Origin of the sequence: Sedimentibacter sp. (genome assembly GCF_038562225.1) — a bacterium.
Taxonomy (GTDB): Bacteria; Bacillota; Clostridia; order Tissierellales; family Sedimentibacteraceae; genus Sedimentibacter.
On the sequence record NZ_JBCFAS010000002.1, the window covers coordinates 848439 to 871398 of the forward strand.

General features: G+C 43.2%; 20 protein-coding genes and 1 riboswitch. Of the genes, 7 read left to right on the forward strand and 13 right to left on the reverse strand.

All coding sequences use genetic code 11. The features are described 5' to 3' along the window. Nucleotides 1-7: 7 nt before the first annotated feature. The 3 genes from AAGU76_RS10380 to AAGU76_RS10390 form a co-directional block, all read right to left on the reverse strand. Nucleotides 8-1522 carry an ABC transporter substrate-binding protein gene (locus tag AAGU76_RS10380; protein WP_342485410.1) on the reverse strand — a complete coding sequence of 505 codons (1515 nt, stop codon included), beginning with the start codon at nt 1520-1522 and terminating at the stop codon, nt 8-10. A 317-nt stretch (nt 1523-1839) separates the two neighbouring features. Beyond that, on the reverse strand, nt 1840-3513 hold the full coding sequence (locus tag AAGU76_RS10385; protein ID WP_342485411.1) for a methyl-accepting chemotaxis protein: 1674 nt from the start codon (nt 3511-3513) through the stop codon (nt 1840-1842). A gap of 136 nt (nt 3514-3649) precedes the next feature. Next, nucleotides 3650-3732, reverse strand: a riboswitch (cyclic di-GMP riboswitch). Nucleotides 3733-3899: 167 nt separating this feature from the next. Beyond that, nucleotides 3900-5678: a methyl-accepting chemotaxis protein gene (locus tag AAGU76_RS10390; protein WP_342485412.1), complete on the reverse strand. Its 1779-nt coding sequence runs from the start codon at nt 5676-5678 to the stop codon at nt 3900-3902. A gap of 416 nt (nt 5679-6094) precedes the next feature. On the opposite strand from AAGU76_RS10390, the gene AAGU76_RS10395 reads away from it, so the two are divergent. Genes AAGU76_RS10395 through AAGU76_RS10405 form a run of 3 tightly spaced genes read left to right on the forward strand, consistent with a single transcriptional unit; the run spans nt 6095 to nt 8934 of the window. Beyond that, nucleotides 6095-6466, forward strand: coding sequence for a hypothetical protein (locus AAGU76_RS10395; RefSeq protein WP_342485413.1), 372 nt, complete (start codon nt 6095-6097; stop codon nt 6464-6466). A 12-nt stretch (nt 6467-6478) separates the two neighbouring features. Then, nucleotides 6479-8197, forward strand: coding sequence for an ABC transporter ATP-binding protein (locus AAGU76_RS10400; RefSeq protein WP_342485414.1), 1719 nt, complete (start codon nt 6479-6481; stop codon nt 8195-8197). 8 nt (nt 8198-8205) lie between these two features. Further along, nucleotides 8206-8934, forward strand: a complete 729-nt coding sequence (locus AAGU76_RS10405; RefSeq protein WP_342485415.1) for an MBL fold metallo-hydrolase — start codon at nt 8206-8208, stop codon at nt 8932-8934. A 60-nt stretch (nt 8935-8994) separates the two neighbouring features. On the opposite strand, the gene AAGU76_RS10410 is transcribed toward AAGU76_RS10405, so the two are convergent. Next, a complete protein-coding gene (locus tag AAGU76_RS10410) occupies nt 8995-9960 on the reverse strand; it encodes a C39 family peptidase (protein WP_342485416.1) in 966 nt (321 codons plus the stop codon). Between the two features lie 121 nt (nt 9961-10081). Between AAGU76_RS10410 and AAGU76_RS10415 the strand changes: the two genes are divergently transcribed. Then, complete coding sequence (locus AAGU76_RS10415) at nt 10082-10303, forward strand: hypothetical protein (protein WP_342485417.1); 222 nt, start codon at nt 10082-10084, stop codon at nt 10301-10303. Nucleotides 10304-10368: 65 nt separating this feature from the next. Here the strand turns inward: AAGU76_RS10415 and AAGU76_RS10420 are convergent, their stop codons facing one another. The 7 genes from AAGU76_RS10420 to AAGU76_RS10450 form a co-directional block, all read right to left on the reverse strand. Continuing rightward, nucleotides 10369-11475, reverse strand: coding sequence for a DEAD/DEAH box helicase (locus AAGU76_RS10420; protein WP_342485418.1), 1107 nt, complete (start codon nt 11473-11475; stop codon nt 10369-10371). Between the two features lie 110 nt (nt 11476-11585). Continuing rightward, nucleotides 11586-12377 carry an ATP-binding cassette domain-containing protein gene (locus tag AAGU76_RS10425; protein WP_342485419.1) on the reverse strand — a complete coding sequence of 264 codons (792 nt, stop codon included), beginning with the start codon at nt 12375-12377 and terminating at the stop codon, nt 11586-11588. Then, the gene (locus tag AAGU76_RS10430; RefSeq protein ID WP_342485420.1) at nt 12377-13264 is read right to left on the reverse strand and encodes an ABC transporter permease; all 888 of its coding nucleotides are present in this window, start codon (nt 13262-13264) and stop codon (nt 12377-12379) included. Before AAGU76_RS10430 ends, AAGU76_RS10425 begins: the two co-directional genes overlap by 1 nt. Before the next feature lie 13 nt (nt 13265-13277). Next, entirely contained in the window at nt 13278-14300 is a 1023-nt protein-coding gene (locus tag AAGU76_RS10435; protein ID WP_342485421.1) for an ABC transporter substrate-binding protein, read from the reverse strand. Nucleotides 14301-14322: 22 nt separating this feature from the next. Further along, nucleotides 14323-15351 carry an ABC transporter substrate-binding protein gene (locus AAGU76_RS10440; RefSeq protein ID WP_342485422.1) on the reverse strand — a complete coding sequence of 343 codons (1029 nt, stop codon included), beginning with the start codon at nt 15349-15351 and terminating at the stop codon, nt 14323-14325. A gap of 346 nt (nt 15352-15697) precedes the next feature. Then, nucleotides 15698-16918 (reverse strand): CCA tRNA nucleotidyltransferase, encoded by a 1221-nt coding sequence (locus AAGU76_RS10445; RefSeq protein ID WP_342485423.1) that lies wholly within the window; start codon nt 16916-16918, stop codon nt 15698-15700. 77 nt (nt 16919-16995) lie between these two features. Next, nucleotides 16996-18369, reverse strand: a complete 1374-nt coding sequence (locus tag AAGU76_RS10450; protein WP_342485711.1) for a radical SAM protein — start codon at nt 18367-18369, stop codon at nt 16996-16998. Between the two features lie 211 nt (nt 18370-18580). Here AAGU76_RS10450 and AAGU76_RS10455 point away from each other — a divergent pair, with 211 nt between their 5' ends. Further along, entirely contained in the window at nt 18581-19624 is a 1044-nt protein-coding gene (locus AAGU76_RS10455; RefSeq protein WP_342485424.1) for a hypothetical protein, read from the forward strand. On the opposite strand, the gene AAGU76_RS10460 is transcribed toward AAGU76_RS10455, so the two are convergent. Together AAGU76_RS10460 and cooS are read right to left on the reverse strand one after the other, a co-directional pair. Then, nucleotides 19602-20147, reverse strand: a complete 546-nt coding sequence (locus AAGU76_RS10460; protein ID WP_342485425.1) for a TetR/AcrR family transcriptional regulator C-terminal domain-containing protein — start codon at nt 20145-20147, stop codon at nt 19602-19604. The genes AAGU76_RS10455 and AAGU76_RS10460 overlap by 23 nt on opposite strands. A gap of 106 nt (nt 20148-20253) precedes the next feature. Next, nucleotides 20254-22167 carry an anaerobic carbon-monoxide dehydrogenase catalytic subunit gene (cooS, locus tag AAGU76_RS10465; RefSeq protein WP_342485426.1) on the reverse strand — a complete coding sequence of 638 codons (1914 nt, stop codon included), beginning with the start codon at nt 22165-22167 and terminating at the stop codon, nt 20254-20256. Nucleotides 22168-22390: 223 nt separating this feature from the next. Here cooS and AAGU76_RS10470 point away from each other — a divergent pair, with 223 nt between their 5' ends. Next, nucleotides 22391-22714: a hypothetical protein gene (locus AAGU76_RS10470; RefSeq protein WP_342485427.1), complete on the forward strand. Its 324-nt coding sequence runs from the start codon at nt 22391-22393 to the stop codon at nt 22712-22714. Continuing rightward, nucleotides 22711-22935 carry a hypothetical protein gene (locus AAGU76_RS10475; protein WP_342485428.1) on the forward strand — a complete coding sequence of 75 codons (225 nt, stop codon included), beginning with the start codon at nt 22711-22713 and terminating at the stop codon, nt 22933-22935. The genes AAGU76_RS10470 and AAGU76_RS10475 overlap by 4 nt, the downstream gene beginning before the upstream one ends. Nucleotides 22936-22960 lie beyond the last annotated feature (25 nt).

The window sequence follows — 22960 nt, forward strand, 5'->3', positions numbered from 1 at the left end:
CCGTATGTTACTCTGTGAAGCTTACCCCTCTGAAATCATAAACATCTATCGGGAATATTTCCATTCCTTCAACATTTTTCTGAAGAGCCAGCATTGTTCTAGGCGTCTGCAGATATACGGCAGGAAGCTGTTCAGCCAGAATAACCTGTATTTCCTTGTATATTTCTTTTCTCTTGTTTTCGTCAAGCTCCTTCATGGCATCTGCAAGAAGCTGGTCTACTTCGCCTGTCTTGAGGCTTATATAATCGTTGCTGTCAGATTTATATCTGGCCAAAAACGCATATGAATCAAGTCTGCCTGTGTGACCCACAACAGTCATATCAAATTTCTTTGCTCCGTAAACGTCGCTGAGCCACGTTCCCCATTCAACCAGCTCGATTTTAACATTGATTCCTATTTTAGAAAGCTGGTCTGCAATCACCTGGCCTGCGTCAACATGCAGCTGATAGTTTTTTGGTAGAGTCAGTGTAATGTCAAATCCGTTCTCATATCCTGCTTCCTTCAGAAGTTCCTTTGCCTTTTCAGGATTGTACGGGGTCAGGTCATTTGTATCATAGTAATCAGGCGATGTGGGCGGAAGATGTGAGCCTATCTTGTCTCCGTATCCGAACATTGACGCTTCTATTACCTCGTCCTTGTTGATTGCCATTGCCATTGCCTGCCTTACCTTCTGGTTGGACAGTATTTCGTTGTCGGTGTTCAATGACATTATCTGCACTGCGTTCATTGGCTGTGAAATAATCTGGTACTCTGCATTTCCTTCAATCAATGTAACCTGGTCGCCTGTCAGCGGAATTATGTCCAGATCACCTACCTGAAAACTTGCCATCATGGTTGTAGCATCAGGTATCAGAACAAATTTAACCGTTTCCAGGGACGGAGCTTCTCCGTAATACTTTTCGTTTCTCTCAAGAATCAGATTTTGCTGCGGCGTCCATTCCTTCAGTTTGAATGCACCTGTTCCTACGGGAGCGGTCTTAAGGCTGTCGGCTGCTTCTTCGGGAACAACTGCCGTCCATGGATATGCAAATCTCTTCAAAAGTTCAACATCCAAAGTTTCAGTTGTAAATTTTATGTTAAGATTGTCTATTGCTTCTATTTTCACTATGTTTGCATAGTCTTTTGCTTTAGGGCTCTCAGCATCCTTAAGCCGGTTGAATGAAAACTCAACATCCTTTGCAGTCATCTGCCTGCCGTTGTGGAAGTATACATCATCTCTCAAAACAAATGAAATTTCCATTCCATCTTCGGAAATTGTCCATTCCTTTGCGAGTCTCGGGATTATTTGCCAATCCGAAGTTACTCCTACCAATGTATCATATATGTTGTTTGTTACCGAAAATGTGGAAGCTGCAGCGGTTCTTTGAGGGTCAAGGCCTTCCGGTTCAGTGGTGTAGCCCATGGTAAGACTTGTTTTGACAGGTTTTTCCGCCTGCTGGTTTGAATTGTTTTGTTGATTGGAGCATGATGTCATGACGAAAAGCATGGCTGCTGCCAATATAATAGAAATGATCTTTTTCATCTTCTGTTTCCTTTCAGTTAATAAAATTTTTTTCAAATATCTTTTACTGAAAATCGAATAAAGTCCTTTGTTTTCAATCCTTAAAATCAAATCGTGAGTATCTGTCAAAAATCAGGAAAACGAATCTTTATTCAATTAAAAATAAATACATTTATGTTTAACACACTTTCATTGAAATGTCAATAGATTGCTACAATTTAACAGCTCTGTCCGCAGCCGACAAAAAAAGAATGTACGGTTTTTGAATTGAGCCGTACATTCTTTATATGAAAACTAAGACATATCATATTTATTTCAGAAATTTCAAAAATTATTCATTAAAATATTTTTGCAGATTTTTCCTTAAGCTTGAACCTTCCTACCATTTCCTTCAGCATTTGCGCCTGTCCCGACAGCTCCTGGCTGGCTGCCGCGCTTTCTTCCGAAGTGGCTGAGTTTGCCTGCACAACCTGCGACACCTGCATCACACCAACATTAATCTGCTCAAGTCCTGCTGCCTGCTCATGGGATGCATTGGCTATCTCTCCTACAAGATTTGCCATTTTTTCAACTTCCCTAACAATTAAGTCCAGCGAATTTGCAGTGTCTTTTGCAATCTTTGTGCCGTCTTCGGATTTCTTCATTGAGTTTTCTATGAGTGCCGTAGTTTCATTGGCTGCTTGTGCAGAACGGGCAGCCAGATTTCTTACTTCCTCAGCAACAACAGCAAAGCCTTTGCCGTGCTGTCCGGCCCGTGCAGCCTCAACGGCAGCATTCAGTGCAAGTATGTTTGTCTGGAACGCAATGTCGTCGATAACCTTGATGATTTTTGAAATGTCACCAGAAGACTGGTTTATGTCCTCCATCGCTCTGAGCATTTCCTTCATTTGTCTGTTGCCCTGTTCTGCTCCGTCCTTTGCATTGACTGCCAGCTCGTTTGCCTGGCTTGCATTTTGAGCATTTAGGCTCGTCTGTGCAGATATTTCCTCCAAAGAAGCAGTAAGCTCTTCGATGCTGCTTGCCTGTTCCGTGGCTCCCTGAGAAAGAGCGATGCTGGCTGCTGATATTTGGTTCGCACCGGCAGCAACCTGTTCGGAGGCATTTTTCAGATTCATCAGAACTTCATTGTTCTGATCTATCATGTCTTTCATGGCTTTGCCCAGCAGATCGTTTTCAGACCTAGCTTCGACTTGTACCGTCATGTCCCCTGACGCCATTATTTCAGCTGCTTTTGCCTGATTTCGTGTATTCTCTATCATTCTCTTGAAAGATTCCATAAGCATGCCTATTTCATCATGGTTGTTTGATTCTATTTCCAAATTTACGTTTCCAAGAGCCAGCTCATCAGACACTTCAACAAGCTTTGTGACAGGTCTTACAATGCTCATGGTAATTTTGAGACTTGTGATGACACTCAGAACCAATGATGCAACTATAATGATAATCAGTATCAGGGTTGTTCCGTCATATACCTTGTCAGCATTCTGCTTTTCTGCCTCTGCGCTGTCCTGATTAAACTTCACAAGTTCAAGCAATAAATTTGAAGCATCGTCAAAAGCCGCCTGTCCTTCACTTTCTGACAACGCCATTGCTTCTTCTGTCTTCATCTGTCTGCTGAGTGATATGATTTTCTCGTTTACTTTCAAATATCTGTTCCATTCATTCTCAACCTTCTCGATTATTGCACTGTCTGTTTCATTGCTTATAACCGTGTGGTAAAGCTCAATGAATCTTTGTATGTCGTTGTTCAGCTTATCCATATTCTTTTCATGTTCATTCATCTCTTCAGCCGTAGTTGACAATACATGCTGCAGCTCCTGAATTCTATAGTCGGAAGTCGACGTATTGATGGAATGTGCGTAATCAACGCTCGGAAGGCTGTTTTCTGCCATAATCACGGTGCTGTTATTGATTTTGCCAAGGGAAAATATTGAAAATATTCCTATACCGGCAAGGATTAAAGTTAGAACACCGAAACCTAATAAAAGTCTTTTTTTGATTGTTAGTTTCATTTTAATTCTCCTCCTTATTTTTGTTCAATTTAAGCTGAACAGCCGGCCCCCCTTGCTTGTTGCATCTTAAATCAAAACTATATAAAAAGCAGGCAATGTAAATTGCCTGCCAAAAAACGCTTCTCAGCTTTATATCAATGGCAACCTGACAATCATGGCATATGCTTTAGACTCATGGCTTTGCGTCTCCGCCTTTCGGCGGATTTGCTATTATCGTTGTTTTTATTATAATTAAAATATTTATATATATAATATAATTGCCATTAACAATTGTCAAGAATATTATTGCATTTTTGTAATAATAAAAAGTCAGGTATAACATTAATTTAAAAATAAATAAAGCATTTCCGAAATACGGAAATGCCTTTGATTATAACTGCTGGTACCTATGCTTTAGTGGTTGTTACTTTCAGTTTGAACCTTCCTACCATCTCCTTGAGCATCTGTGCCTGTTCCGTCAGTTCCTGGCTGGCTGCCGCACTTTCTTCAGAGGTGGCCGAGTTTGCCTGCACAACCTGCGACACCTGCATCACACCAACATTAATCTGCTCAAGTCCTGCTGCCTGCTCATTTGATGCGATGGCTATATCGCTTATAAGATTTGCTGCCTTTTCAACCTCATCGACTATTTTATTAAGGGCGGCTGCAGTGTTTTTAGCAATCTTGGTTCCGTCTTCAGACTTCCTTATTGAACTCTCGATCATGTCAGTGGTTTCCTTGGCTGCGTTTGCTGAACGGGCTGCCAGGTTGCGCACCTCATCTGCAACAACTGCAAAGCCTTTGCCGTGCTGTCCGGCCCTTGCTGCCTCAACAGCGGCGTTGAGTGCAAGTATGTTTGTCTGGGACGCTATGTCATCGATAACCTTGATAATTTTGGAAATTTCAGCAGAAGAACTGCTTATTTCGTCCATGGCCTTCAGCATTTCATTCATGAGATCATTTCCTCTGATTGCTCCGTTTTTTGCCTCTGCAGCAATCTTGTTAGCCTTATCTGCATTTTGGGCATTTAACTCCGTTTGTGAAGATATTTCCTCAAGGGAAGCTGTCAGTTCCTCTATGGAGCTTGCCTGTTCTGTAGCTCCCTGAGACAGGGCGATGCTTCCTTCTGAAATCTGTATGGCTCCTGAAGCCACCTGTTCGGCAGCAACGCTTATGCTTGAAAGCACTTCGTTGTTCTTGTCAATCATTTCCGCCATGGCCTTTCCAAGCATGTCCCCTTCAGACCTTGCTTCGATTTCAACGTCCAGTCTTCCTTCTGCCATTTTTTTTGCAACCATTGCCTGCGTCCGTATGTTTTCGATCATTCTTGCAAAGGCAGCCATCAGTCTTCCCAATTCATCTTTCTTGTCTGTGCTGACTTCCACATTTACATTTCCTGCAGCAAGCTCATCTGCAATTTCAACCATCTGATTTACGGGCCCGACTATGCTCCTGGTTATGGCAAGACTCAGCAGAATGCTTGCGGCAATTGCAGCTGCCATGGCAACAAGCATGATGACTACTGCCGAAGAATAAGTGTTGTCTGAAGCCTTGCTTTCCTGCTGCGCAATATTCTGGTTGTATTCAACAAGCTTGCCTAATGCCTTGGAAAGGTTGTCGCTGAAAAGCTTAAGTTCATCGTTTGACATGTTTACTGCCTCTTCGCTTCTACCGGTTCTGCTCATGGATATCATTTTTTCACTGGCTACGGTATAGCTGTTCCATCTGGTTTCTATCTCATTGATAAGCTTGAGATTCTCTTCATCTGTTGCCAGTTCCTTGTATGATGATATGTATTCTCTTACATTCTTATCAAGCTGGTTCATATTTTCTTCCAGCGAATCCTTTTCAGCAGGGTCCTGAGAAATGGCATGATTTACCTGGTTGATTCTGTAATCCGACTGTGCTGTGTTTATAGAATGGGCATAATTGATGCTTGGTATGCAGTTGTCCTTAAGAACAGAAATGCTGTTATTGATTTTGTTCAGTGCAAATATGGAAAACAAACCTATCAATGTAAGCAGCACCGTTATAGCTGCAAATCCGTACAGCAGTCTTTTCCTTATGGTCATTTCCTTTGTGAACTTGAAATCCTTGAACTTAATCTTCTTGATTTTAGGTTTCTTGATTTCAAGCTTCTTGATTTCTAGTTGTTTTAAATTGACCTTCTTCATTTTTAGCTTCATTCTTTCCCCCTGTAAAATAATTATGATATTTCAGCCTTTAAATTCTAACCCTGCAGGGAATATTGCAATAACATTGTAGTTGATTCAGTTTTCGTGCCGAATCAACCTGTCCTATGTCCACATCGATACTGAAATCGTTATCTTCACAAGGCTGTCATTCAATTAATTTCTTTCCCGAACAATGGATATTAATATCTGGTACATTAAGTATAAAGCTGCTATCATCGTCAGAATATTTCATAATATATATCGAAACTTTTTCAAAATAAATTACGTTTTTATTGATTTAATTTGCAATTTGACTTCATTTTCTATGGAAATTTCATCCTGAAACCATAGAAATCATCCATGTTAACGTTGTAAAAAAATCCATTGCATGATATTATATAAATTGTCAGTCATTAGGGGGTGGAATTATGAACAGTAACAGAAAAAAATTAAAAGAAATGCAGCAAAAAAGCTGGTGGAACTACGCACTTCTTGCTGCCGGAATTTTTGTGTTCACTCAAGGGTCTTCAATACTGGCGAGAAGCCCTGAATATGCTGTGCCGGCTGTGTTTTTCAGCTTATTTATGCACTCGTCCGCTTTAAGTGGACTGAGCAAAAAATTTTTCAAGGCAGAACCTTCAAAAGCGGTAACCACAGCTATGCTGGCAGCTTTGATTGTACTGGCGGCTGTGAGCTACTTGAAAGAAATCAGCCTGCTCCTCATTTTAATACTTAACGTCGCAGCTGCAATTTTATATCTTGCCATTGCAGCGCTGCAAAACGGGTTGAACAGGCAATAAAGGAGAATACTAATGATCAAAAGATTTATCTCATACTACAAACCTGTCAGGGGAATTTTCATAACGGACATGGTATGCGCATTTGTTGTGGCTGTATGCGACTTGTTCTACCCCATGATAACAAGAAACATAATTAACATTTATGTTCCCAATCAGCAGTTTCAGCTCATGATAACTTGGCTGGTGGTGCTTGGCTTCATATACCTGCTGAAGGTTGGACTTAACTACTACATAACATACTACGGCCACATAATGGGAGTCATCATGCAGGCTGACATGAGGAAAGACATATTCGAGCACATGCAGGACCTTCCCTTCGTATTTTTCGACGAAAACAAAACAGGAACACTCACTTCAAGGATAATCAACGACCTTATGGAAGTATCGGAACTTGCTCACCACGGGCCTGAAGACTTGTTCATTTCTGCAATTATGCTGGTGGGTTCCTTTGCAATGCTGGCAATGATAAACCTTCCTCTGTCCCTCATAGTATTTTCGGTTGTGCCGTTTTTGATATTCATCGCCATGAAGCTGAGAATCAGAATGCAGGACACATTTATGGAGACCAGGGAAACCATAGGCGAAGTAAATGCAACCATAGAAAACAGCATTTCCGGCATCAGGGTTTCCAAAGCATTCAGCAACAAGGAAAATGAAATCGAAAAATTCGAAAACAACAATTCCAAGTTCCAGAACGCCAGGAAGAAGGCCTACAAGGTAATGGCAGAATTCCATGTGGGTTCGTCGTTCATCATCGACTTTTTGAACATTCTTGTTTTAAGCGCAGGAGGAGTGTTCTTCTTCAAGGGCTGGATAAACTTCGGTGATTTTGCGGCATTCATATTGTACATCAGCAATTTTTTAAACCCCATAAGAAAGCTCATTAACTTCGTTGAGCAGTATCAGTCCGGAATATCAGGCTTCAAGAGATTCACTGAAATAATGGATACAGAAATTGAAAAGGACGAACCCGGTGCCAGGGACATTGATACTGTAAGAGGAAACATACAATTTTCGGATGTAACATTCTCATACGACCAGAACAAGGAAATTCTAAAGGATATAACCTTCGACATCGAAGCAGGCAAGACTGTTGCCTTCGTGGGACCTTCCGGAGGCGGAAAGACAACCTTATGCCATCTTGTGCCCCGCTTCTATGAAACAGAAGAAGGAAGCATCCTGATAGACAACATAAACATCAAGGACTTCACGCGCAGATCCCTACGCAAAAATATAGGCATCGTGCAGCAGGACGTATTCCTGTTCACCGGCACCATCTATGACAACATTCTTTGCGGCAATCTTGACGCAACTGAGGAGGAAGTCCATCAGGCTGCCAAAATGGCAAACATACACGATTTCATCACAGGTTTACCAGACGGATACGACACTTACGTAGGCGAAAGAGGCGTCAAGCTGTCAGGAGGACAGAAGCAAAGAATTTCCATAGCCCGTGTATTTTTGAAAAATCCGCCAATACTTATACTTGACGAGGCAACTTCAGCCCTGGACAACGCCACGGAAATACTCATCCAAAATTCACTGGAGGAACTGTCAAGAGGAAGAACAACCGTTGTGGTGGCTCACAGGCTTTCAACCATCAAGAATGCCGATGAGATCATCGTCCTAACGGACAAGGGAATACAGGAACGGGGAAGGCACAGGGAGCTCATGGAACATGGCGGCATATATGCAAGTCTATACAATTCGCAGTTCTATAACATCGCTTAGGAGGAATCATGAAAGTAACGGTAATAGGCTGCTGGGGAGGCTTCCCAAAAGCCGGGGAGGCAACTTCCGGCTATCTTTTGGAACACGGCGGCTGCAGGCTGCTTCTTGAATGCGGAAGCGGAGTTGTCAGCCTTTTGCAGCAAAAAGCAGATCTGGGAGACCTAGACGGAGTCATCATAACCCACTACCATTACGACCACTGCTGTGACATAGGCCCCCTGCAGTACGCAAGACAGATTAAGACGCAGCTTGGTCAGATACACAAACCTCTTCCCATATACGCTCCGGACGGAGAATTCTTCAAGCTTCTGAAATGGGAGGATTACACGTATGGGCAGAGCTTCAGTCAGGACAGTATAATCAGCATCGGCCCCTTTGAGGCAAGCTTCATAAAAAACGTCCATCCCGTTGAAGCGTACAGCGTAAAAATAACCTGTGAAGGAAGGACATTAGCCTTCACCTCAGACACATCGTACTTCGAAGAACTTAATGATTTCTTTTACTGCTCTGACCTGCTGATAAGCGAGTGCAGCTTCTATGATTACATGGACGGAACAAAGGCAGGACACCTGAACAGTGCTCAGGCAGGAATGCTGGCAGAAAAGGCGCAGGTCAAAAAGCTGATTTTGACCCACCTGCCTCACTTCGGCAATCTTGAGGACCTGATGGCTCAGGCAAAGCAAAACTACAGCGGTCAGGTGCTTCTGGCAGAAAAGTTCATGGAAATAGAATTGTAATTCCAAAAATAAAGGCTTTGTCCCCGGACAAAGCCTTACTTAATTCTTAACTCTTCATTCTTAATTCTTAATTACGTAAGCGTAGTGTCTCCAAACCTTCACCCATTGGTCAAGCTTGTACATCTTCCTGACCTCTTCATCCCTGTCTGATGCAGGATCGTTCACCACTATGTACTCATCTTCGCCCTTATTCTGAAAACCTACAACCACCATAAGATGGCCCGAAGGAAAAGCAAATGCGGAACCTTCAAGCTCCTCCTGTTTTTTTGATACAACAGACGCAACAACTGGAATCCCCCGGGCTATGAGATTCTTCACGGGGTTGATGGACAGGCATCTTCTGGTGTACGCCTTCATTCCCTGTTCCCCTGCATAAGCCACATTTTGCGGCCAGTTGCCGTAAAGCTTTGTTCCTGTGTCAAATGTTCCCCTGGTCACTTCATCCAGTGATAAATTCTTGCCGTAATAGTTTAAAACCATCATCACCGAAGTGGGACTGCATATGGAGCGGCTGTCTTTGTGACCGCTGGCAAGCTGTGATACCATGGGTACGCCTTCAATTACCCTCAGGTATTCACCTTTTACTTCTTCATCCTCCCCGGAGTCCGTGGAAAATGCCAGAAGCTTTAGCCTGGGGTTTTTCCCGCTCAGCACTACTTTCATCTGAACGGCATCTGCCTTTTTCCCATCTTTCACAAAAATTCTGTCTTCGGTGACCTTCACAAGACTGTGGTCTTCATATTCCTTGATTCCCTTGTTGTTGCCGTCTGTGGACCAGAGACCGTAACTTATTAAATCAGTCCACCTGCCTTCAATGCGTATTCTAATGAAAACTTCCGCAAAGCTTTCCTTGTCTGTCCTTGAGTTCCATGACGGGGTTATTTCTGCAAAAGGCCTCACAGCAATTTCTCCGGTTGTTACATACCCTTCCTTAACGTTTTCCTTTAATTTAAGAAAGTCTCCCTCGACTTCCAGGTTGATTAATTCATTGTATTTAAGTCCGTCATTTTCACAAATCCAATCCATATTTTCCCCTCCCGAACCATGATAGCATTTTTTGAAGTTCATTACAATTATAATCCTTGAATTTAAGGAAAATACATATTATAATAAACTACCGTAAGAAATTATAATAGGATGTGAAAAAATGATAGCCATTAAGGGCAGACGCAAGTGCACCAACTGCGGAAAAAGATACAATTACACCTATGCAAAAGGTGAGGATTCCGAAAAAAGAGCAAAGTACAAGGGCAAGGATTCAAACGCCAGCGTTGCCACCAACGTAAAGATTCTGTCTATATACAGCTATGAGGTAACCGTTAATTGTCCTGAATGCGGTTTTGAAGAGACCTTTATTTATACAGACTAAAACTGAAAATATGATCTAAATCATAGTAAATCCGGCAGGGCAACCTGCCGGATTATTATTTACAGTTATTTGATATATCTTCTTTCGATCTTAAATCCGATTGCTTCTTCGATGTCATCCAGAATACCCATGTCCTTAGGAGCAGCAAACAAACAGGTGTATCCTTTGTCCCCTGCTCTTCCCGTTCTGCCTATGCGATGAATGTAATCTTCCGGCTTTTCAGGTATGTCATAGTTGTAAATATGGCCTACACCGCTTATATCAAGTCCTCTGGCAGCCACATCCGTTGCTATGAGAAACTGGATGTCTCCATTTCTGAAGGATTTCATTATTCTTTCCCGTTTGGATTGCAGTATGTCGCTGTGCAGCTTTTCGCAGTTGTATCCCTTGAGATGCATTGCTTCCTCCAGCGTATCAACCCTCACCTTTGTCCTGCAGAAAATAATTGCCATGAACGGTCTGTCTTCATCAAGCACCTTAAAAAGAGCTTCCTGCTTCTGCCTGTCAGTGGTTTCAACAGCCTGCTGCTTTATGGCTTCAAGAGTCACACTTTCCTTCTGAACTTGAACAGACACAGGGTCTTTCATGTATCTGTAGGCAAGCTTCTTAACCTGAGAGTCTATGGTTGCGGAAAAGCACAAGGTTTGTCGGCTTTTGGGCGTTTCTTTTATAATGTCTTCCACTTCATTTTTAAAGCCCATCAAAAGCATCTGATCTGCTTCATCAAGAACCAGTGTCCTCAGTTTACTCAGGTCTGCGGTCTCCCTTCCGATATGGTCCAGAAGCCTTCCTGGCGTGGCAATTATCATGTGTATTCCGCCCTTCAGCTTTCTGACCTGTGATGCAATATCCTTTCCTCCATAGGCAGCAAGTATGTTGATGTCCTTTGCCTTTTTCAGTTTGTTTGCCTCTTCGGTTATTTGAATGGCAAGCTCTCGGGTTGGAGTAATTATGAGTGACTGCACATGCGCGTCTTCCGGACAGGTGTTTTCAAATATAGGCAGCAGAAATGCCAGCGTCTTTCCTGTTCCCGTCTGAGCTTCCGCTATGACGTCCCTGCCTTCCTTCACGAGTTTTATGCATTCCTGCTGAACAGGAGTTGGTTTTATGATTCCCGATTTTTTCAATATTTCTATAATATCATTGCTTACACCAAGTTCTTTAAAGTCCATGTTATTCCTTTCGGTTTGTGATTTTGTATTATTATACCACATGAACAATGTATTAAACAGATGCTTAAATAAGAAAAGGAAACTTCCATAGGAAATTTCCCTTATTTTAGCTACAGCAGCACATTGTCATCGTCAAATTCCTTGTTTTTAGCGCTGCTGAATTTCTTCAGCACATCCTGCACCGTAAGAGCCTTTCTTTCATCCCCTCTTATGTCAACTGCCACGGTTCCCGAATCCATCATTATGGTCCTTGTTCCCATGGAAAGGGCCGAAGTGATGTTGTGGGTTATCATAAGAGTGGTTATGCTGTTATCGGACACGATTTTGTTTGTCAGGTCAGTTACAGACTTTGCGCTGACAGGATCCAGGGCTGCAGTATGTTCGTCAAGCAGCAGCAGCCTCGGTTTTACCAGCGTTGCCATGACCAGGGTGACAGCCTGCCTCTGTCCTCCCGACAGAAGCCCTATCTTTGTGTTCATTCTGTCTTCAAGACCAAGGTTTAAATCCGCAAGCCTTTCCCGTATATGGTTCTTTTCTTTTTTTGACGGCATGCTTAGGTTGTTCTTCCTTATGCTCCTCATGTAGGCAATCAGCAGATTTTCTCCCACTGTCAGATTTGGAGCAGTCCCCCTCATGGGATCCTGAAATATCCTTCCTATGAACTGCGCTCTCATGTATTCAGGCATGTAGGTTATGTTTTCTCCTCCAAGCTGTATAGAACCTGAATCCACAAGCAATGTTCCGGATATGGCATTGAAGAGTGTTGATTTTCCTGCTCCGTTTCCTCCGATTATGGTCACGAACTCTCCTTCAGAAACTTCGAGGCTTAAATTGTTCAGCGCCACGTGTTCATCAGGAGTATTCTTATTGAATGATTTTTTTATTTCTTTTAATATGAGCATTAAAATCCCCTCCTGAGCCTGTTTATTTCCACTTTACTTTTGAGGTTTGGAACCGATAGGGCCGTAACAACCACAAGGGCTGAAATAAGCTTCAGGTATGACGGCGGAAAGTTGGTGGTCAGTATCATTGCAATTATGAACCTGTATATCAGCGAGCCTATAATTACTGACAGAAGACCCAGCGTTATGTTTTTGTTTTTGATTATCACGCTGCCTATTATCAATGAAGCAAAGCTTATTACCACCATTCCCGAGCCCATGTTTATGTCGGCTGACTGCTGCATCTGAGCAACCAGAGCACCCGACAGGGCAACTATGGAGTTAGAAAGTGAAAAGCCCACCATCTTGACAAAATCCGTATCGATGCTTGATGCCCTGCACATTGCCTCATTGTCTCCCGTAGCCCTGATGGAAAGACCCAGCTGGGTTCTGAAAAACCAGTTGAGGAAGGCAAAAACAAACAATATTATACAGGCAAGCGCAATAACCTTGTACGCTTTGGTGTCCAATGCAGCCTGTGCATAGGTGAATACATTTGTCTTGTTCAAAAGCGGTATGTTGGCCTTACCGTCCATAACCATGAGATTTATGGAATATAGTCCGGTCATAGTAAGGATTCCTGAAAGGATGGGCTGTATTCCCATCTTTGTCTGAAGGACGGCGGTCACAAGACCGGCCATCCCTCCTGCCAGAACAGCCAGCAATATGCCTGCCACGGGCATGCCGTTGAAGGCAAACATGGCTGAAACTGCAGCACCCAGAACGAAGCTTCCGTCCACGGTCAAATCTGCCACACTCAGTATTCTAAATGATATATACGTTCCAAAGGCCAGCAGCGAATACACAAGCCCCAGTTCCACTGCTCCTAAAAATGATACTAAACTCAACTTATTCCTCCGTTTATTCCACTGTCTTTATTTGTTTTAATAGCTCCACGGATATTTCAACTCCGATGTTCTTTGCTGTTGTCATGTTTACTATTTTTGTGTATTCCCTCATTGTTTCCACAGGTATGTCGGAAACTTTTTCACCGTCTGAAACTCTCTTTACCATTTCAGCAACCTGTCTGCCAAGCAGTGTGTAGTCAACTCCCACTGTGGCAAAGCCTCCGTCTGCAACCATGGAATCGGCTCCAGTATAAACCGGAATTCCTGCATTGGCAGCTTCTGATGCCAGAACCGGCATGGCTGATGCAACCGTATTGTCCGTAGGCGTAAATATGGCATCTGCCTTGTTAACAAGAGACTGTGCTGCCTGCTGAAGTTCACCTGAATTTGTTATGGTCGCTTCAACGAAATCTATGCCTTTTTCCTGGCAGTACAATTTTGCCTGATCGATTGCCGCAACCGAATTTACTTCACCTGAGTTGTAAATGAAACCAAACGTCTTTATGTCAGGTGTCAGTTCAAAAGCCAGATCGAATATCTGTCTTACATCGATGGCATCAGATACCCCTGTAACATTTGCTTCCGGCTTATTCATGTCCTTGACAAGACCTGCTTCCACAGGATAGCTGACAGCTGCAAACACTATGGGAATCTCCGTTGTGGCAGCTGCTGCTGCCTGTGCAGTTCCCGTTGCAATGGGAACTATTATGTCCATTTTGTCTCCAACGAACTGAGAGATGATGGTGTTGATGTTAGATGAGTCTCCCTGGGCGTCCTTGTAGATAATTTCAACCTTGTCCTTAAGCCCCTGCTCTTCTAGACCTGCAATGATGGCTTCCCTTATCTGATTGAGTGAAGGATGCTCTACCGGCTGAATTATGCCTATTTTTATCCTGGTGTTTTCTGTCTGCGCTGTGGATGACTGCTCGACCTTCTTTATTTCCTGTTCCTTTGTATCACCTTTTGCTGCGCAGCCTGTCAATGCTGTTGTCATCAGCAGTGCAGCCAATATTATTGATGCTGTTATTCTCTTCATTTTGTCCTCCATATCCGTTTTTTTATTCTATGATTTTGAAATCTTTTATAGTTTGTTCATCAAGTTCCAGCTTCAGGGCTTTTGCCGTAGTCATGTTGATGATGTTTGAATACTGGTTTATTACTTCCACTGGGTTGTCTTTGATGGACTGTCCTTCAAGGATTCTTGCAGCCATTTCACCAACCTGCTTTCCGAGGACCTGGTAGTCTATTCCGACCGTTGCAAACCCTCCGTCCTTTATAAGGGAATCTGCCCCTGCGTACACAGGGATTCCAGCCTTGATGGCTTCTGCCGAAAGAACAGGCATTGCTGAAGCCACAGTGTTGTCATTGGGCACGAATATGGCATCAACCTTTCCCACCAGCGACTGAACAGCCTGTAGAAGCTCGCTGGAGTTTGTTATTGTTGCCTCCAGATATTTTAACCCGTTTTCATCGCAGTATGACTTTGCCCTGTCTGTGCTGGCAACGGAGTTTACCTCGCTGGTGTTGTAAATGAAGCCGTAGGTTTTGACATCCGGCGTAATCTTCTGTGAAAGTTTGAATATTTCTTCTATGGCAATGGCATTTGAAACTCCTGTGATGTTTTTGTCCGTCACGTTCATGTCCTCAACCAGCCCTGCCTTCACCGGGTAGCTTACAGCCGCAAACACAATGGGAATATCCTGGGTTGCAGCTGCCGCTGACTGTGCGGCTCCCGTTGCAATGGGGATTATCATGTCAACTTCATCTCCCACAAACTGTGAAATGATTGTGTTCACGTTTGAAGCGTCTCCCTGTGCATCCTTGTATATTATTTCAATGTTATCCTTGAGGCTTGATTCCTCAAGGGATTTGATTGTGTATTCCCTGATTTCGTCAAGAGATGGATGATTAACTGCCTGAACGATTCCTACTCTTAGCTTTTTTGATTCGCTGTTTTCTGTTTTTGCTGCTTCGGAGGAAGCATTGGTTTCTGCCTTAACCTGAGTATTTTCTGTTTTTGCGCTGCAGCCTGCTGCTACGGTAATGATCATGGCTGCTGTCATAAGAAGTGCGATAAGTTTTTTCATGTTATTCTCCCTGTAATTTTATTTACAAAAACAAAAAACCTGTCCTATGAAAAGGACAGGTATAATTCCTGCGGTACCACCTTAATTGACTGAAAATTCAATCCACTTAACAAAAATGCCAACACATTTTCTGCCTTGTAACGTAAGCACACGTTTCAGATACTTGAGTACTACCTCTTTCACCTCACCCTCAGCGATCCACTTGCCATACTGCGTTCTGCCGGGTTCTCAGCATCCCCTGCTCTCTGTGAGTGCACACATGGTTTAATCTTCGCTTCAACGGTTTTGTTTTTGTATTATTGTTTAGGAGTTTACCACGACTTTTATTTCTTGTCAACAATAAAATTTAATCTTTTATGGAATTTATGAAATTTAATAGCACGTCTCTGTCATTTTCCACATTCCCCTTGATTACTTCCTCCAGGGTTCTTTCCAGGATTTCTCCCACCCTGGGACCTTTGGGAATTCCGGACTCCACCACATCCGTCCCTTTTATTGCCAGGTCGATCAGGCTGCAGCACTGTTTTTCACCAATGATTTTATTCATGAGTTCTTCGGCTTTCAGAAGGTCTTCCGTCTTCATCTTAAGATCTGACGTTTTAGCAACAGCCTTTTGAACCTGTATGACGCTTCTTAAGCTTTCCTGCCCAAGTCTGCCCAGAAGCCTTCGTATGCTTACAATGTCCGGCACTATGCTGATTTTCATGTTCTTGGTGAGAACATTTACTTCCCTTATGGTGCTGTTGTCGCTTTTGAGATTCTTCAATATTTCAACACCATCCATACCAAATAAAAGCAGACTCAGCTTCATGGGCATACTGTCCACAAGCGATGAGGATTTCAGATTTCTTATCCACACTTCCCGGCTTATGTTTGTTAATTGCGGAATGAACTCTTCAATCACATCCCTGTACTCGGACATCACTTCAAGAAAACCCGTTCCGGCTGCCATCCTGCAGAATTCTGTGTATATTCTTTCGGACGATATGTTTTTTAACAGTCCTTTGTTCTTATGTATGCTTTCCCTGGTTTTTTCCTCCACGGAAAAACCCAGCACCGATGCAAAACGCATGGCTCTTAGAATCCTCAAGCCATCTTCGTTGAACCTTTCGTCCGGATCTCCCACACACCGTACCAGATTGTTTTCAATGTCCCTCATTCCTCCGAACAGATCCACCAATCCGGCTTTGTTGTATGCCATGGCGTTGATGGTGAAGTCTCTGCGCCTTAAGTCCAGCGCAACCTTGTCGGTAAATGTAACATTGTCCGGCCGCCTGTTGTCCGTGTACTTTCCGTCAATCCTGTACGTCGTCACCTCCAGGTGCATACTGTCCACAATTGCAGTGACTGTACCGTGCTTAAGTCCCGTTCCTATGGTCCTAAAGCCGGAAAAGCACTCCATTATTTCCGTTGGCGACGCAGATGTTGTTATGTCCCAGTCGGAAGGAACGCTGCCAAGCACTGCATCTCTCACGCAGCCGCCCACTATGTATGATTCAAATCCACAGTTATTAAGCATGGACAGGGCTTTATCCACCTGTGCCGGCATTCTGATTTCTGTTTTCATGGCTCCTCCCGTTTTTATTTTATTATACCCGAAAAAAATGCCATTGCAAACAAAAAGAACACATAGTGTTCTTTCCGTTATTTTGCGGAGCTTTCTACGCTGCATTTTTCCAGTCCGTGGGACTCTTCCCAAAGCCGATCGGCAATAGGTGCCCACTTGGCAGCTGCGCTTTTGCACTTGTCACTTAAGTCTCTTACATCCTCCGGATTTTGCATATCCGTTGATCTGGCACCGGACCTTTCCACCATGGAGGTGAGCCTTCCAGGGTTGTCAAGAAGCGGGCAGGGCCTCAAATGATTCTGGTTGAATGGCTGGTTCTTTTTGTACTGCATGAACAGCGGATTCTTGTAAGCCTGGAGCAGCGTGCTGTCATGGATGTTTGTGTCAGAGTAGTGGATGAAGGCACAGGGTTCAATGTCTCCGTTGGCGTTGATGTGAAGATAGCATCTTCCTCCGGCAATGCAGCCTGATATATATTCGCCGTCATTCCAGAAATCCAGTGTAAACAATGGCTTCATGCTTCTGTACTCCCTTATCTTTCTGTACATGAACTTTCTTTGGTCAGCCGTGGCCAAAAGTTCTGGAACAGCATCCTTACCTACTGGCATATAAGTGAAGAACCAGGCAAATTTTGCTCCTTTTTCTATCATGTCATCGATGTATTCCTCGCTTCCTATGACATCGGTATTCTTGCTGGTGTAGCAGCACGAGATGCCGAAAGGAAGATTTTTTTCCTTTAGTATATCCATTGCCATTACAATGGATTTGTACGTTCCTTTTCCTCTCCTGAAGTCTGTCTCTTCCTCGAACCCTTCAACGCTTATGGCCGGCACGAAGTTTTTGACCCTGAGCATGTCATTGGCAAACTTTTCGTCAATGAGCGTCGCATTGGTGAATGCAAGAAAAGCACAGTCGCTGTGTTTCTCGCACAGCTTGATTATATCGTCCTTTCTCACAAGAGGTTCTCCTCCGGAGTAAATGTACATGTACGTTCCGAGCTTTTTCCCCTGCTGGATTATGCTGTCAAGGGTTTCAAGGTCCATATTGAGCCTGTTCCCGTATTCCGCTGCCCAGCAGCCTGTGCAGTGCAGGTTGCAGGCTGATGTGGGATCCATGAGTATCGCCCAGGGAATGTTGCAGTTGTTTTCTTCCCTTGACTTTTTCTGCCTGTGTCCTCCTATTATGGTTGCGTTGATTATGAAATTTTCAAACATGGTCCTTCTTACGCCTGCATCTATGTCAGTATACAGGCTCTTGACCAGCTTATACCAGTTACCGTCCTTGTCTGCAATGACATTCTTCACTGAATCGATCTGTCTTTTGGCGACTTTGTTCTTGTCAAACTTTTCAACCCAGTCCAGGACCTTTGGAATGTTGCTGTCAGGATCTTCATCCAGATAAGCAAGCACCTTTTTCAGGCCGTATGACTTCAAGCTTTCAGCCATGCTCATTTCGCTCATAAAAATACCCCCTGTCATAAAATCTTTTATACTAACATTATATTTTCCATTTTCCATTCTAGCATTAGACAAAATACCCATGTGTCTCAAAATCAGACGTTTTTGCAAATTTGTCATACTTTTAGACATTTTTCAAATTTGTCTATATTTACGGCTGCTGAAAAGATATATGATGATACTGAAAACATTATTGGAGATAATCATGGATAATTACAAGCTGACTTATGCGTTAATAAAATCAGCCGTTGAAAACGGCATACGCTACATTGATGACAATCCTAAAAGAGGTGTCAGAAATTTGCTGGACCTGGGGGAGTACTTCGCCAAAGGCAGATTCCAGAAGTATTTTTTTGAAATAGCACATGAAATCTTAAACAACGAAAACAGCTTCTATTATGACATCATAGAAAATCTGGTAACCAGCACCAGCCACAGAACAATTGCCGGATACGGCATCAACATAGGCTACCACAGCTTCACGTATGGGGCTAACATAATAAGGGAACATGAATCCCAAAAGGGATACAATGTACCCTGGGTGGTGGTGTTTGACTTTGAAGAGGATTGCAAGGATCACCTTCTGACGGATGAAGTAGACAATGTGGTGAAGGAAGGAAAAAAAATCGGGATTTACAGCCATATAATGATATTAAAAGAAAATCTAAGCATGCTTGACGAGATGATGGATGTTATACGAAAAAATGCGGACTGCGCATTTCTGATCTTGTTAAATCCATGCATCATCACAGAAGAGACAGCAAAAAAATTGAGTCTGTTTAACAATCTTTTCATTTTTGTGGGATTTGAAGAAAACATGGAGCATGACGGGGAAACTGCTGAGAGAATAAGTTTTTTGAAGAAACAGGAATGTTTATGCGGAGGATTCATGTATTACGATGAAGTGAATGCCCCATGCATTTTTGACGGAACAGCCTCAATACGGATGGTTGCAGCCGGTATAAACTTCGCCATGTTCATAAAGAAGGAAGACTGCAGCGAAGACACTGTAAAGGAAGTTTGCGAACACATATGCAGCTCCAGGACAAGACTCAGCTCACCTTTGTGTTTAATTGACTTTTATGGCGATATAGCCCGAATAGACGGAATAATTTCAGAAGAACCATTTTTCTTGAGCATAGATTCCTCAGGTCAGGCCGCATCTTTAAGACTGTCCGAAAAAAAGTCAGACTGCAACGTGCGGGGCGACACGCTGGAAAATATCCTTAAAAATCTCCAGTGTCATTGAGAAGTCCCATGGCAACACCTTCAATGGACGACTTGATGAGTTCTACAAATTGCTCCGGCGGAATTACAGCACCTTCTATGAGCCAGCGGGATATGGATACTCTGATGGCATCAGCGTAAAATGTGGCGTAAAAATCCATATTTCTCTTGTTTTTAAACACAATGTTAAGGTGAACTTCAAGAATCGGATGAAGCACTTCTATGAAATATTCAGAAAATGAATTCTGTCCTGTGACTTGGAATGCATTTTTGTAGAAAATTTTGTTCCTGTAGAAAAATTCGCATATTTCCTCAAGTATTTCCCAGGACTTCAGCGAAACATCCTTGATGGTCAATATGAATTCCGTATAGTATATCCAGTTGACCAGATCATACTTGTCCTTAAAATGATAATAGAAACTCTGTCTGTTCATTCCGCAGCCTTCAACTATGTCCCCGATGCTGATCTTTTTCATGGGGCGATCTTCCATGAGCTTTTTCATTGAATCTGCCAGCGCTTTTTTTGTTATTTGCGAATCAGACATGTTATCATTCCTTTCATTTATGCTAAAATACATTTTATCATTATTTTCCAAAAAAACAAAGCAGAAATTGCAAATAAAAAGACCGGTCCAAATTGACCGGCCCTTGTTAGTTGAGACCCATTTTCTGGCGCTTCTTGAGAATATGACTTTCGATGTCCTTGGCTGCCTGGAACGGATTGTCACCAACCGCTACCTTTCCTCCTGTAAGGCTTTCCACATCTTCGGTGAGAAGCTTCACAAGATTCGGAGCACCGGTAATAAAAGGTGTAGGAGACAGATGTGTGTATGCTCCGTACGCAACAGCAAACAACCCGTCGATGGTTGCCTTTTGTTCCATCCATTCAGGAGCGGTCACAGCAATAGGCAGATCCGAAATGTCAGCATCCAGATGGTCAGCCAGCGCAGTCACAAGCATCGATATCCTTCCTGTGTCTGTGCAGGTTCCGAAGCTTAAAACAGGCGGTATTCCCAGTGCCTTGCAGACACCCTTCAGACCTTCTCCGGCCATTTCCACAGCGTCCAGGTTGCACATTCCTGCAACTTCAAGCCCGTGATTTCCGCATCCTCCGGCAACCACCAGGATATCCCTCTTTATAAGTTCCCTGGTTATGTTTACAGTGTTCCAGTCCTGGGGTCCGTTTCGAAGCGTTGAGCAGTTGGCCAGAGCCACGACTCCTTTTATCTGCCCGTTGGCAATGACATCAACAAGAACGTTAAGGTCGTTTCCTATTGCCTTAAGAACGGCTTCCGTTGAAAATCCTGCAATGGCCTTCATTTTTTTCTGAGGAACCATCGGTTTTATTTTCCCGTGTCTTTTCTTGAAGTTTTCAATTGCTATTTGGATGCACTGTTCTGCCATCTCATCAGCCTTAGCCGGATAGTACGGCATGTTGTGCTCTGTTCCGGGAACACCGATGATCGTGCTTACGCTTACGAGAGCAACCTGATATTTTTCAGCATACTGGTCTATGGCCGGCGGTGAGCAGTTTTCTTCCATAACCAGGGCATCAACGGTTCCTGTGGCAAGGAACGGTTCTATGGCAAGCCAGTTTCCCATAAGCCCGACGAATACATCATCCACTTCAAATCGCTGAAGCATTTCCTGTCCTGTTTCAATGGATCCCACAATGTGTATTCCCTTAGCTCCGACATTTTTTGCCATTTGCTGGTACTCCGGTTTTTTAGCTTTCAAAAGGGCTGCAACACCAATCCATGGCTGATGACCGTTAAAGGCTATGTTCACATAATCCGGATCCATTATTCCCATATCCACATCGACCTCGTGAGGCATCGGGGTTCCAAACAGGATATCCTGAGTCATCTCCAATCCTATCTGTGCAGTGTAGATTGTTGACAGCCCCAGCCTGAGAGCTTTCTTGGCCAGTGAAACATAGTCTCCGTCCACATTTGTAAGGCAGCTTGCGATGGAGTTTTCCACTTCATGCTGAACGCCGGTGGGATAAATGTTCAGATCTCTCCAGAGCTTTTTCCTTTTTTTGGGTGCGAAGGCTTCAACCATGACGCTTTCACAGTCCGGATTAATCTTCAGTTCCTTGTCAAGCAGTTCAGCCAGCTGTATGGCCATCTGATTTGTGTCCTGGTTTGTGTTGATGCCCGTCACCTGGCACATCCACTTCAATTTTTCCGTATCGGTTATCTTAAAAGGTGTCTTTCCCTCCCCAGTAGCTTTGAGAGTTCTGAATGCTTCATAGGCATGATGACCGTATGTTGCCGCACCCATGATGTTTCGCATGAGAAGGTTTCTCATGGCCATTGCATCAGGGCCTATTCCGCAGACTCCCTTCAGAGCCCCCGTCTTTTCGCTTATTCGGCACGGTCCCTGTGTGCAGAGCTGGCAGCTCAGTCCCTGCAGACAAAAGGTGCATCGTATTTTTTCCTGCTCATCCCATCTGGAAAACACGCTGGAAAGACCGTCTTCCTTTATCCTTTTGATCATCTCTTCCACAGAATCATGGTAGCTCACACGATCCTTGGGCTTTTCTAACATTGTTTCAGGCATACTATCCTCCGTATATTTGTTTTTATTTAGGATTGCCACATGGAAAAATATAATTCAGTTGTTTTGAGAATTTACTTGAAAATAAAAACCCCATAAAAAAACTCAAAATTTCAAAATATGTTAACAAGAACAAAATGTGGACATATAATGTAACAAGTGGACAGAGAATTCCGGTACAATGTCCGGTGCTGTCAGCTTTATTTGCAATAAGGGAGTATGGATAATGGAATGTCCGTTTTGTTGTTTTTTATACGATTATATCGGTGAATATGTCAGAGTAGGTGTTGTATGCAACTGCGACACCAACGACCACATCTACAGAGATGGATATATACAAAGAAGGTCGTTCAACCACAACATTTTGAGATTGTATAGCAGCCCCAGCGGTGGTAATGTAATATTCACAACATGCTGCGACAATATATTCGAGCTTTATATTTTCCCAAACGATGCAGGTGCAAGAGTGGATGCAGCAACAATGGCTGAGCAAAGATTAAGCCTGCTGAAAAAACTTGAAGGCAGCGAAGAAGGAGGAGACGGCAAATGAGTGAATGCGATAGAAACTGCAACATTTGTAAAAGTCTTTTAAGAGACTACGTAGGAAGAACCGTGTTTATAAAATTCAAATGCCCCACATACTTCGGCACTGCAGGAAGAATATTGGATGTAAGGGATAACCTTCTGATAATTGAATATATTTACGGCGGAATAAGCATAACGTGCTGCGACAACATATGCTATGTATTGCCCGTAGAAGTTATGCGTTAATTGATAAAAACACGCCAGTCATGGC